Origin of the sequence: Gilliamella sp. B2911 (genome assembly GCF_026536965.1) — a bacterium.
Taxonomy (GTDB): Bacteria; Pseudomonadota; Gammaproteobacteria; order Enterobacterales; family Orbaceae; genus Gilliamella; species Gilliamella apicola_E.
In genome coordinates this window covers 107609-120603 of record NZ_JAFNNA010000007.1, presented here as the reverse complement: position 1 = coordinate 120603, position 12995 = coordinate 107609, and the positions used below count along the sequence as shown (strand labels likewise).

Annotated in this window: 13 protein-coding genes and 1 CRISPR repeat array; of the genes, 4 read left to right on the top strand and 9 right to left on the bottom strand. The window is 37.7% G+C overall.

What is annotated here, in order from left to right; genetic code table 11:
* Positions 1-253: 253 nt before the first annotated feature.
* Positions 254-1600 carry a hypothetical protein gene (locus J3U27_RS07705; RefSeq protein WP_267377192.1) on the bottom strand — a complete coding sequence of 449 codons (1347 nt, stop codon included), beginning with the start codon at positions 1598-1600 and terminating at the stop codon, positions 254-256.
* A gap of 636 nt (positions 1601-2236) precedes the next feature.
* Positions 2237-2624: direct repeats of the CRISPR family, unit length 28 nt; unit sequence TTTCTAAACTGCCTACTCGGCATGAACC.
* A 281-nt stretch (positions 2625-2905) separates the two neighbouring features.
* Here J3U27_RS07705 and J3U27_RS07700 point away from each other — a divergent pair.
* Genes J3U27_RS07700 through J3U27_RS07690 form a run of 3 tightly spaced genes read left to right on the top strand, consistent with a single transcriptional unit; the run spans position 2906 to position 4637 of the window.
* Positions 2906-3262, top strand: a complete 357-nt coding sequence (locus tag J3U27_RS07700; protein WP_267337377.1) for an ArsC family reductase — start codon at positions 2906-2908, stop codon at positions 3260-3262.
* A 13-nt stretch (positions 3263-3275) separates the two neighbouring features.
* Entirely contained in the window at positions 3276-4403 is a 1128-nt protein-coding gene (gene dapE / locus J3U27_RS07695) for a succinyl-diaminopimelate desuccinylase (RefSeq protein ID WP_267377191.1), read from the top strand.
* A gap of 48 nt (positions 4404-4451) precedes the next feature.
* Positions 4452-4637: a YpfN family protein gene (locus tag J3U27_RS07690; protein WP_065563328.1), complete on the top strand. Its 186-nt coding sequence runs from the start codon at positions 4452-4454 to the stop codon at positions 4635-4637.
* Between the two features lies 1 nt (position 4638).
* On the opposite strand, the gene cysZ is transcribed toward J3U27_RS07690, so the two are convergent.
* The 7 genes from cysZ to J3U27_RS07655 form a co-directional block, all read right to left on the bottom strand.
* On the bottom strand, positions 4639-5430 hold the full coding sequence (cysZ, locus tag J3U27_RS07685) for a sulfate transporter CysZ (RefSeq protein ID WP_267377190.1): 792 nt from the start codon (positions 5428-5430) through the stop codon (positions 4639-4641).
* Between the two features lie 105 nt (positions 5431-5535).
* Positions 5536-7401 carry a tRNA(Met) cytidine acetyltransferase TmcA domain-containing protein gene (locus tag J3U27_RS07680; protein WP_267377189.1) on the bottom strand — a complete coding sequence of 622 codons (1866 nt, stop codon included), beginning with the start codon at positions 7399-7401 and terminating at the stop codon, positions 5536-5538.
* Between the two features lie 3 nt (positions 7402-7404).
* Positions 7405-7860: a DUF441 domain-containing protein gene (locus J3U27_RS07675; RefSeq protein WP_065563331.1), complete on the bottom strand. Its 456-nt coding sequence runs from the start codon at positions 7858-7860 to the stop codon at positions 7405-7407.
* Positions 7860-8570, bottom strand: coding sequence for a phosphoribosylaminoimidazolesuccinocarboxamide synthase (purC, locus tag J3U27_RS07670; RefSeq protein ID WP_267377188.1), 711 nt, complete (start codon positions 8568-8570; stop codon positions 7860-7862). The genes J3U27_RS07675 and purC overlap by 1 nt, the downstream gene beginning before the upstream one ends.
* 238 nt (positions 8571-8808) lie before the next feature.
* Positions 8809-9558 carry an outer membrane protein assembly factor BamC gene (bamC, locus tag J3U27_RS07665; protein WP_267377187.1) on the bottom strand — a complete coding sequence of 250 codons (750 nt, stop codon included), beginning with the start codon at positions 9556-9558 and terminating at the stop codon, positions 8809-8811.
* 34 nt (positions 9559-9592) lie between these two features.
* Positions 9593-10471: a 4-hydroxy-tetrahydrodipicolinate synthase gene (dapA, locus tag J3U27_RS07660; protein ID WP_065563334.1), complete on the bottom strand. Its 879-nt coding sequence runs from the start codon at positions 10469-10471 to the stop codon at positions 9593-9595.
* Positions 10472-10567: 96 nt separating this feature from the next.
* Complete coding sequence (locus tag J3U27_RS07655; protein ID WP_065563335.1) at positions 10568-11326, bottom strand: Nif3-like dinuclear metal center hexameric protein; 759 nt, start codon at positions 11324-11326, stop codon at positions 10568-10570.
* A gap of 427 nt (positions 11327-11753) precedes the next feature.
* Between J3U27_RS07655 and rnt the strand changes: the two genes are divergently transcribed.
* Positions 11754-12401: a ribonuclease T gene (gene rnt / locus J3U27_RS07650; RefSeq protein WP_065563336.1), complete on the top strand. Its 648-nt coding sequence runs from the start codon at positions 11754-11756 to the stop codon at positions 12399-12401.
* Between the two features lie 55 nt (positions 12402-12456).
* Here the strand turns inward: rnt and J3U27_RS07645 are convergent, their stop codons facing one another.
* A complete protein-coding gene (locus tag J3U27_RS07645) occupies positions 12457-12789 on the bottom strand; it encodes a Grx4 family monothiol glutaredoxin (protein WP_416380555.1) in 333 nt (110 codons plus the stop codon).
* Between the last annotated feature and the right edge of the window lie 206 nt (positions 12790-12995).

The window sequence follows — 12995 nt, the reverse complement described above, 5'->3', positions numbered from 1 at the left end:
TTAAAGCGGAATTATTTATTTGAGACAACATTGCAGAATTTAAAACCCCAAAAACCCCGTTCCTCAACTTTTTTTGCGATAAAATGGCCTCAAAAATAAACCCGCCGAGGCGGGTAATTGAAGTCTCGCTTAGCCACAAAATTGCTTTTTATGGCTAAACGACGTTGACTCGAAGCTTATTTTTAATGACTTAATACTATTTTTCCTCACCCCCAACCCTCGGCACTAAAGATTAAGGACGAAGAAATAAGAACTAAGGATAGGTGCAAAGCCCGAAGACGTTTTCGCTGGTCGAATCCACAGCACCGTTGTCCGAGTGCACGATAAACTGTTCACGGCCATTGGAATCACTAGTAAAGAACCAATTGGCGTTGACAGGAAGGTCAATGGCTGAATAATCGGACATATGCCCCCACTCCGCGAAAAGGCCAGAACCAATATGACGCATAAAATGATTACTAGGTGAGGAAGGGGTGGCGCTGGCAGCGCCTCGACAACTTAAATTTGTATTACGACAAGATGCATTGGTTAAATCCTTTACGCTAGGCATTCGATAACCAAAACTATTACACCATGATAAATGATCAGAATAATGGCCATGCACATCACCACGGCTGAGGAACCACTGCTTCAAAGTAAAACCATATTTAACGACTGGATTACCTTGAGCGTCACGACCAACCAACTCGAATGTCTGAGGTAAAGAAGGCTTAGCAATAAAACCAGGATTGCTAGAATTCCATTGGGATTCGGTAGCGTAGGGACCAGTTAAAGTAACACGAACGAAGTGAGAGCTAGAATCAGACATTGTAGCTGTAATACCTCCCTTAGAAACGGAAGACCAAAACAAAGGTTGACTAACATTACTAATCTCTAAGCCAAAACGCAAATTATTAATACCAGTAGTAGGAAAGTTTTGACCGTAAGAGGATGGGTCTGTTTTTTGTGTGAGAAAACCATAATAAGGGTCCCACATCGAAGCTGGACCAGCATAATCATCTGTACCAAAAATCAAATTAGGTATGGCAAAATCAATTCTAGCACAAACTGATGTACCAAGCTTTGGATTGACGTAATAAGTCACACTACTTTCACGGAAAGTACTACTACTAGGAACACCATAACGTGTGGACAATGTACCATCAGTACTAGTTAATGTAACACGATAAGGTGCAGAATCATTACATGTCGTTAACACAGTATCACGCGACACTAGTTGATTGTTTTTATCGACGATAGATAAACTTAAACGACCAGTAGCTGTAACACCAGCATCACCATCATCATCTCCCCAATAATTATTAGGTGGACCGATAAGAGTACTTAAATCGACTGAATTAGTATTAGTCGGTACAAACATATCAATATCAGCAAAACTCTGTCCCTCAACCGGCAAGGAGATAGGTCTTGAAGAAGATGATGAATTGGTAGAAGGCGTGTACCTAGTTCCGTCAGATAAAGTAATCCCAAGCAGACCGTTAGCATCAACAACACGTGTACGACCACCATCGAAAGTCAAATACGGCGCACTACCCTCAATATGATTTTTTGTTGTCTGTGAAGTCAATGCATGACTGGAAAAAGAAAGAAAAAACACCACGAATAGACCTAAATGGATCCACCGGGATAATTGTAGAAGATATAAGGATCTAAAAAAGGATCCAGAAAACGATCGCGCGAAAATTCGCAGAATTTCACTTGATCGCATGAAAAAATAAGCGATAGTGAAAAATTTAAGTTGGGAGCTGGACTTAGACGAATTTAAATTAGAGGTTGGCCAAGTTGCCTGTTGCCTGTTGCCTGTTGAAAATTATAAAACATATGCGACAATCCTGTCAAGTAATTTTTTGATTTATTTGCAATTTTATGCTTTTTTTATCAAATTTTAGCTTCTTTGCTAAAATTGTTAAAAAAGTATAGTGATTGGAAAAACACGATGCAACACTTTTTTTCACTCAATTGCGTTAACTTTCGTAAAGATGATCTAAAAAGGATCTAGGCGACATTTAGTTAATTACTGTTTTAATTAAAGATATTATCATTACAAATCTTTAAAAAATTAAGGTTATTGATCCTCAAAAATTTTATTTTAGTGTTTAAAATCGTGATTGTGATCATTTAAACGTTTTTAAGTAAAATTTAGAACCTCAAAAACCCCACTCCTCAACTTTTTAAGAAACGGGATATTATCTGCACTGAATAAACTGACTGGCATTGATTGATTCGAAAATTATATTTTATTAACTACCTACTCGGCATGAACCAATTCAGATCTGGCAGATATTCGCCAGTCTCTTTTCTAAACTGCCTACTCGGCATGAACCAGCTAAAGCGGTTGATGTGACTGAAGACCAAATTTCTAAACTGCCTACTCGGCATGAACCGCCCTACTTTACCACAATGGCAAATTGATCTATTTCTAAACTGCCTACTCGGCATGAACCCATGTTTTGTCTGATTCGTTATATGCAGCTCTTTTCTAAACTGCCTACTCGGCATGAACCGACGCACTAAAAACAGCTAGAATCCGATTAAATTTCTAAACTGCCTACTCGGCATGAACCAAAATACTATTTGTTCGTACCCTTGGTGCATTTTTCTAAACTGCCTACTCGGCATGAACCTAGAACAAGATATACTATAATCATTGTTTGCAAAAAGGCAAAGGGCATTTGGAGTTTTAAAAACCCTTTTTTTTGATATCTTTTTAACATTATGATTTTTAATTATTTTATTATTTGATTAAAAAAAGGGTTATAAAAATAATATTTTTTGGGGTTTAGAAAACCCCTCTCCTCAACTTTTTTATCAAAAAATCATCCATTTTACAAAACCCGCTTTCCCTTTGTTTGCTGTTTTTTAGCTGTTATAATCGATTTATCTTTTCATTTTAGGGCAAATAGTTATGTATATTATTTATGGAATTAAGAATTGTGATACCATGAAAAAAGCATTTACGTGGCTCAATGATCATCAAGTCAATTACCAATTTCATAATTATAAAACCGATGGTTTGTCGGTTGAGTTGTTAAGTGATTTATTAAAACTTGTTGATTGGCAGAGTTTGTTAAATACTCGTGGTACGACTTGGCGTAAGCTTGACGAGACAGTACGTAATCAAGTTGATAATCAAGATGCCGCTATCAAGATTATGTTAGCTAATCCTTCTATTTTAAAGCGTCCACTACTTGTTGATGGTAAGCGGGCTTTGTTGGGATTTTCTAACGAGAGCTATTCGCAATTTGTTAAACCTAAATCATAAGATCGAGATCACCATGACTGAACCTGTTATTGCACTAACCAAAGCATTGATTGCTGAAAGATCAATAAGCCCCGATGATAAGAACTGCCAGCAGATGATTATCGATCGTCTAAAGCCGTTAGGCTTTGTGATTGAAGAGGTAAATATTGGTAAGACGAAAAACCTTTGGGCCTACCATGGTAGTGGTAAAACTTTGATGTTTGCCGGTCATACTGATGTGGTGCCAGCCGGTGATGAGAGTAAGTGGTGTTACCCGCCTTTTGAGCCAACTATTGATGAAAACGGTATCTTGTACGGTCGTGGCGCAGCCGATATGAAAAGTGGCGTAGCGGCTATGGTTTGTGCCGCTGAGACATTTGTTAAAAAATATCCTGACCATACTGGTCGGGTTGCGTTTTTGCTGACTTCCGATGAGGAAGCAGATGCAACCGATGGCACGGTAAAAGTGGTTGATTGGCTGATTAAACGTCAAGAACAGATCGATTACTGTATTGTTGGTGAGCCTTCAAGTGATAGTGTCCTTGGTGATCAGATTAAGAATGGGCGTCGTGGCTCTTTGACAGCCAATTTAGTGGTACATGGTATTCAGGGACATGTTGCTTATCCTCATCTTGCTGATAATCCGGTGCATAAATTTGCGCCCGCTTTGAATGAACTGGTAACGACGGTTTGGGATAATGGTAATGAATATTTTCCACAAACGACAATGCAAATAGCCAATATTAATGGTGGAACCGGCGCTGAAAATGTGGTTCCTGGTGATTTGTCAGTGCAATTTAATTTTCGTTATAGTAGTGAGTTAACCGATGAGATGATTAAAGCAAAAGTCGAGGCGATTTTGCAAAAACATCATTTAAACTATACGTTAAATTGGCGCTTATCCGGTCATCCATTTTTAACACCACAAGGTGAGCTAACTGATGCAGCAGCAAGTGCGATTAAGGCCTTTACACAAATTGATACCAAATTATCAACCAGTGGCGGAACATCCGACGGACGTTTTATTGCTAAGTTAGGTTGTCAGGTGATTGAGCTTGGTGTGGTCAATAAAACGATTCATAAAGTGAATGAAAATGTAAATTGCCAAGATGTCATTACATTACAAGCTATCTATATCGATATTTTAGAAAAGTTACTATAGATTTTAATATGAGATCATGCTTTGTGCTAAATACTCAAGGGGATTTAAATGGAGTGGCTTAAAGATTATTGGTGGGTGATTCTTATTATTTTGGTGGGGATCTTTATTAATACCATTAAAGCACTGAATAAACTAAGCTATAAACACTATTTAGAAAAAAAGAAAGGGATAAAACCTATCCCTTATTCTGATGATGAGGACGACGATTGGCCAAGTCGTCCTAAGCAAAAATAAATTATCGAAAGTCCTGACTTTTACTTGCAAAAATAGCTTGGTGACGATAGCGATCAACCCACATCGCTGTCGCGCCACAAACCGCAATTGGCATAATAATTAAATTCAATAATGGCACCATAGTAAAGAAGCTGATTAACATACCAAATAGCAGATTGTCAGCGCGATCTTGTCTTAATAATTGGCGCATACGCTCAAAAGAGATTTTGTGGTTATCAAAGGCATAATCCGCATATTGGATGTTAATCTGCCAAGCGGTGAATAAGAACCACACTATCGGGGTAACCGATTGCCCGATGATGGGAATCAAGTAGGTTAGCAATATCGGAATCGCCCATAATAAATAATAACCAAATTTTTGTAGCTCGCGTTTTAAGATGCGAGGTAAGTCTTTTATTAAACTCCACCAAGAGGTATCAGGTGCAGGCACACCGGTAAGCTGTGCTTCTACCTGTTCGGCCAGCAGACCATTGAAAGGCGCAGCTATAACGTTGGTTATCGTACTGAAAAAATAACAAAATAAAATTGTTAAAGTTAAAATGACAATAGCACTAATGATGTACCCCAACCAGTGCAACCAACTTGGCATAAACGATAAGCCCCAATCCACCATGCCAGTGATTGAAACAAAAAACCAATAAAATAGCGCTGACATAATAACGATATTCGCCAGCAACGGTAAAAATACAAAGCGCTTTAAGCCAGGACTAAATGCTAATGACCAGCCTTGGAAAAAGTATTCGATACCTGACTTTGATCGATTATTGGAATGTTGTGATTTATTTTCTAACACAATAGGATCCTTTTATTTAAAATCGGCGTCATTTTAAACGTAGTTTTCATCTGACGGCAACTGACTTTTCATTTTTTGATCGTAAATTAGCTGATCTTTATTTGGTCAGTTTGATAATTTTTCAAGCCATGTTTTTACTTCTTGTTTGATAATTTGGATCATCTCATTTCGACTTGGTAGTTTATTTATCGATTCACTACTTTGTAATAATAGTGAAGGTATTTTACCATTTGTTGCCTGTTTTAGACGACACAGTGCCGGATAAGTTGCTTCAAACGGTCGATGATAATTACAAAATCCTTGCAGATCCTGAAGATCTTGATGAGTTAACGCCTGCTGATCATCAATGGTGATAAGTTGACTGAAAGGTAAATCGATAATGGCATTAAGCCAATAGCTATTACGCCTTAAATTTTCCGCTAAACGTTGGCTTAGTTCATAACCTTGCTGAGTGATGGGTTTGATTGCCATCATTGAATAACTACCAGAATTGGCTTGTTTATGGCTGGCAATATGGACTAAGGTAAAGCCACAATTATGCCAAAATTGATAATTAACGGCACTGTAAGCAAAACTGACAGAGACAAAATCGTTGTGATTTTTCATTGCTTGTTGATAGATCTTTTCGACCAACTTCAGGGCGATATGTTGACGTCGATAAGGCTCTATAACCGCAATACGGTTAATTCTGACCGATTTTAGTTTTGCCGCTAGTTTATCACCAGCATGTGCAACCAATGATTGCGCGACAAGATTGCCTTTTGGTCGGCGTGTGCCTTTCCAAACGGCATCGATTAAGTCATCAGCCAAATTACCTTCATCAATCGTAATTGCCCCAGCAATAAGTTGATCACCTTTTTTGGCCTGCCAAACAGCTAAGTTTTGTGCATCAAATAGTCGTCTTAAATCAACCAAGGTTGTTTGATAATGAGCCGTTTTTAATAAATTGTAGATAGACTTAAGTAGGTCGATATCTGTTCTTTCGTTAAGAGAATAGACGGTAGCTTGCTCATTGGTTTGCGATTTTATGACGCCATTAAGCAATAAGTTATCGCAAAGTTGTTCGAGTTGATCGTTATCTTGCCAACGAATAGGCGAATTAAGATAAAATCGCTGGCAAATTTGCCTGTCCAGTAATTTTAATAAAACCCCCTGCCCTGTTCCTTCGTAACCTTCTACCGTTGTGATCAATAGGATTTTAGTCGATGGTGACAGCTTTAGCAGTTGTTCCAACATTGGCAATGGGATCATCGCCGCTTCATCAATGATCAACCACTCAGGAAATGGATGATCGACCATTTCAATTAGTTGATCTGGCGCATAAAACGGTGTTCCTGGTTTAGCAAACTGAAAAAAAGTCGTTAGCGCACTTTTATTCGGTGCTGTTACCCAGCATTCATGATAATGAGTAAACTGCCCAGCTAATGCTGATTTACCGCGCCCTCGTTTAGCCATTAAGATATTTAAACGACTATTGCTTTTTAGGAGTTGGTTCAGCACTAACTGTTGCTCGGTTAAATCCTTTTGCCCATCATCCTGCTGCGTAAACTCTGGTGGCTTTTCTGTAGCAAATTTTGATAAGGTTTGTTGTAAATGTTGAACAAAATTGGGCACACGAATCGGCTTTGTAGATTCATTCCAACGCAAACTATCTTGGTCCACCCAATTGGTCAAATCATCGGGCAGTAATAAAATTAGCACACTACCTTTGATTAAAGTGCCGGCTAGCATCGCAAAAGCATCTAAATTAAAACCTTCGGTGGCATCGAAAATAGCATGTTTAAACTCTTTGCCAAGTAATGATTTGGTTTGATTGGGATGAATATGATGGTTAATCGCTACGGGCAAATCTGTTTTTGTGGTAACTGTAAGCCAATCGCCCGGGTGCTGTTGAATAATAGCGCTGACTTGATTAAATAATTGGGGATGCGAACCGTTTAACACCCATAGCTTTCTGGTGCTATTAATCATTGATTAACTTTTTCCAATCAATAAGGATAAAATTCCTGCTGCAATCAATGGACCAACCGGTATCCCTTTGAAAAAGGCAACACCAATAAGTGTACCAATAATTAAGCCATTAATTATAGTTGGATGAGCACCAATTAAGGATATACCACGCGTGCCTAACCATGAGACTAATATGCCAACTAAAATAGCCAGTAACGATTGCCAGGTGGTGAATGATTTTACAATATCGGTAATTTTTAACGAGCCATCCGCTAAAGGAACCATCATAGCCGCCGTTAAAATGACAATGCCAATGGTTAATCCATATTGATTTAAGAACGGAAAATAGGTTGCTAGCGGTGTTAATTTGAATAACAACAGTAGCAATACTGCAAAGGTCACTGTGTTATTATGCGTGATATAACACAGTGCAGCTAAACCTAATAATAAAAAAAAGGAGATATCAAATTGGGCAAACATTAAAGTGGAACACCAATACGTTTGGCTACCTCTTCGTAGGCCTCAATCACACCACCTAAACCTTGACGGAAGCGATCTTTATCCATTTTTTTCAAGGTCTCTTTTTCCCATAAACGGCAACCATCTGGTGAAAACTCATCGCCTAATGTGATTTCGCCATGAAATAGACCAAACTCTAATTTGTAATCAACTAAAATTAATCCGGCTTTATCAAAAAGCTCCGTTAGCACGGTATTTATTTTAAAGCTAAGTTCCTTCATCGTTGTTAACTGCTCATCCGTTGCCCAGCCAAATGCTTTACAGTGTGACTCATTGACCATAGGGTCATGCAGGGCATCATTTTTTAAGAAAAGTTCAAATGTTGGAGGATTAAGGATTTTGCCTTCTTCAACGCCTAAACGTTTTACTAATGAACCAGCAGCTCGATTACGAACGACACATTCAACTGGCACCATATCAAGTTTTTTAACTAAAACTTCATTATCTGATAATAGGGCTTCAACTTGAGTTGGAATACCTGCTTCACGTAACTTGGTCATAATAAAATAGTTAAATTTATTATTGACCATCCCCTTTCGATCTAACTGCTCAATGCGCAGTCCATCAAATGCCGAGGTGTCGTTACGAAATTCAAGGATTAATAGATCTGGGTTGTCAGTGGTGTAAACCGTTTTTGCTTTACCACGATAAAGCTCAGCCAACTTTTTCATGTTTATAACCTTATATCAAATTGCCAATAAATAATTAAGGAGCTATTCGCCCCTTAATTTCAAATCAAGTACCTTGCTGTTATAAGTGTTCGCTATAAACCGTAGTTATAAATTGTAGTTATAAACTGTAGTTATAAACATTCATTTATATAGCAAAGGTAAGTTACTCCGCTATTGGGTTAAAATCGGCTTTACGCGGTTTTAACTCATTTAGATGAAAGATTATCTAATCGTTTAATTAGCGATCATTTCTGATGCTATCTCTGACACTGTCTTTAAGATCTTCTTTCAGCTCTTTATTTGTATCTGACTCTTTTTCATCTGTTTTAACCGGCACAGTTCGTAGCGATTCAGGTGCGACATCATCCATTATTTGATTAAATAATCCAACTACATAACGCTGAACTTCGATCGGCTGTGACATAAGATTTTCACCACTACGTGTTAATGAACTTAATACGATAGTGATAGTTTCTGTTGCACCTAAATTTTGGCGGGTAAAGACAAAAGAAGCCTCAACCGGTTGTTGTTCATCTTGGCGAGAAATAATTGCATTATTTGTTTTAATGGTTTTACTATCGCTTGAACTAACCAGTATATTTTGTTTATTTAATGTATTTGGAATATTATTCCATACACCATAACTAACTGGCACGTTAAAGGTAACAGTGTTTTGTTCATGATGTACAAAAGATTCTGGGATAGTTGCAATAGCTAATGTTGGTGGACGAATATCAAGTTGTTTACCAACGGCACCATCAATTTTGTTGTTGTCCACATAAAAATCACCAGATTCAACTGGTACAGAAACACCTTCAGGAATAATTAACGCTTTTAAAGCGGGCGAATTGAGGTAATCTTCATTGCCATCAACCTCTCGTTTATAACTTTGATCGCTACTACATCCAACCATAAACATCGATGTAATAACCGATAAAACAGCTAGTTTTTTAAAGGCATTGCTTTTCAATTCAGTTTTATTCAACATAGATTTCTGCTTTTAAGTAAGGTTATAGTCAATTTTAAATTAATTTAGCATCTTTTAATGCTTGTTCAACTACAGGAATAGAAGCATCACTCAATGGCACTAATGGTAAACGTATAGTGCCGTTTGCCATTAAACCTAAACGAGTACACGCCCATTTTGCTGGCGTTGGGTTTGGTTCAATAAATAGATGAGTATGAAGACCCATTAAAGTATCGTTTAACGTGCGTGCTTGTTGGATTTGGTTATTAAATGCCAATTCACAAACGGTTGCAACTTGTTTCGCTGCTACGTTAGCGGTTACCGAGATAACACCATCACCACCTAAAATGATAAAGTCTAAGAAAGTCGCATCATCACCACTTAATAGCTTAAAATCTTCGCCAACTAATTTACGAGTTTTGTAAACGCGAGACAGATCACCCGTTGCATCTTTTAACGCAACAATGTTTTTAATTTTAGCTAATCGACCGACAGTTTCTGGTTTAATGTCACTACAAGTACGACCAGGAACATTATAAATAATTTGAGGTAATGGAGAACTTTCTGCAATCGCTTTGAAGTGTTGGTATAAACCTTCTTGCGTTGGTTTATTGTAGTAAGGCGCTACCGTTAAGCAACCTACTACACCGATATTTTCAACTTGACGAGTTAATTCGATCGCTTCTTTGGTGGCATTTGAACCTGTGCCAGCAATAATATCAATTCGACCATCTGCATAATCAATAGTGCGTTTAATAACATCAATGTGCTCATGATGATCAAGCGTTGCTGATTCGCCAGTAGTTCCTACTGATACAATAGCAGATGTGCCATTTTCAATATGATATTCGACCATTTTTTTTAGGCTTACATGGTCCACATTTCCTTTCGTATCCATTGGAGTAACAAGTGCGACCAGACTTCCTGTAAACATAAAGCGACCTCTCATATTCTGTGTTTATAAAACAACTTAAAGATTAAAAAAACTGCGAATAAGTATGCGATATTTCTTATTTAAATTCAACTTTTGTTATGCAGGATTATCAATATCGATAAAAATAGTTTCTAAGCCATGGTTAGTCGATAACCATTCTCCTAATGTTTTTATACCATATCGCTCTGTGGCATGATGTCCGCAAGCATAAAAATTGATACCGTATTCACGGGCAATGTGAATGGTTCGTTCTGATACTTCTCCAGTAAAAAAAGCATCAAAGCCTTGCTGAGCAGCCGTTTCAATATAATCCTGACCACCACCACTACACCATGCAACTCGCTTAATCACTGCTGGGGCATTATCACCACAAAATAAAACTGAATGGCGACCATTATGTAGCTTCTGTTCAAGTAGCTGTTTAAATTCAATTGCGGTTAACGGATTCGCTAACGTGCCTTTAAAAAGCAAATCGGTAATATCATCACGCGCATCAACCGTAATATCAAACATTTGCCCAAGCAACACATTATTACCCAATACTGGATGACCATCTAATGGAAGATGATAACTATATAAATTGATATCATGGCTAAGTAACGTCTTCATTCGATGATACTTTATGCCAGTAATTGTCTCTGGCTCATTTTTCCAAAAATAGCCATGATGAACAAGAATCGCATCAGCATTTAGCTCGACCGCTTTATCTAACAATAACTGACAAGCCGTTACCCCTGTCACAATTTTGTTAATCTCCGGACGACCTTGAACTTGCAAACCATTTGGCGCATAGTCACGATATCGTGTCACTTGCAGATGTGTATCAATGATGTGTTGAAGTTCGAAATTATGCACAATGCCCTCGCAAACCTTAGAATTAAACTAAAACAGTCTTAACAAAATGCTTAAGATAAAAACTTTTCGCCCTTTTGTTTGGCGCTAATTATAGTCGCTTTCTCGTAATATCTCACCCGATATTATGATTAATTAAACAATTATTTTAAGTCTTTTACCATCCTGCTTATTCAAGATTAAGTCTCAAATTTAATCACTTACTTGACTAGTTTAGATTTCGGGACAACATGCTTAATATAGACTTAACGCACAGTAGTAAAATTTGATAGCAAAGCAAAATAGGATAAGTAAGATGCTAATAACGCCTATAAAGAATAAAACTCAAGAGGATTAACACGTCATACTAAGTTAAAAACTTAATTGATTTAAGTAGGTAAAACTAGGCGAAAAAAGTAAAAACTGGCATAATACCTCTCATTTTAGATAGATAAGACTAACTATTGTGCCAAAACTTTGTGAACGCTTTCGAGGATTTTATCCCGTGGTTATCGATATAGAAACCTCCGGATTTGATCCAAAACTCAATGCTATTTTAGAAATCGCAGCCATTACGCTTAAAATGACAGATGACGGCTGGCTCGAGCCTGATAAAACATTGCAATTTAATGTCAATCCCTTTGCCGATGCTATTTTAGAGCCAACAGCGTTAGCTTTTAACGGCATTGATCCCAATAATCCGTTACGAGGCGCGGTTGATGAGAAAGAGGCAATTGAGGCAATCTTTAAATTAGTTCGCACCGGAATCAAAGCCAATGACTGTACCCGTGCTGTAATAGTGGCACATAATGCGCATTTTGATCACAGTTTTTTGATGACTGCGGCTGAAAGAGTGGGTATTAAACGCAACCCTTTCCACCCTTTTGCGACTTTTGATACGGCATCACTTTGTGGTTTAGTCTTTGGGCAAACAGTTCTAGCTAAAGCCTGCGAAACGGCAAATATCCCGTTCGATCATAAACAAGCACATTCAGCTCTTTATGATACCGAAAAGACGGCTATTTTATTTTGTGAAATCGTTAACCGTTTTAAACGATTAGGTGGCTGGCCTTTAGTCGAGCCGAAAACAGAAGAATAGTCAAAATATAAAAAAAATATAAAAAAAAGAGAGCTTAGCGCTCTCTTTCTCAACATTATTGATCGTTTTTATGATTTTCTGCCGTCTCTTTGATCAAGGTTTGCAGTTCACCGGTTTGAAACATCTCTAACATAATATCACAACCACCAATCAACTCCCCTTCAACCCAAAGTTGTGGAAAGGTCGGCCAGTTAGCAAATTTTGGCAATTCAGCACGAATATCTGGATTTTGTAAAATATCAACATACGCAAACGGCACACCACATTGCGATAACACCTGCACAGCTTGAGCTGAAAAACCACAACTTGGCAATTTTGGCGAACCTTTCATATAAAGAATAATCGGATTTTCGGCAATTTGGCGTTTAATCTTATCAAGCGTTGTCAATTCGGTTGTCATTAGGTTTGTCCTTTAATTTGCGATAAAAAATAAAGTTAGTTATTTTAACGTAGAAAGTTAACTAGGTTATATAGATTTCAGCTTTCACTCTAATAGATAAATTAGATATTTCAGATTGAAGGGGATTTTTAATAAAAATGATCATTCAAAAACCCCGCTCCTCAACTTTTTAAGAAACGGGATATTATCTGCAC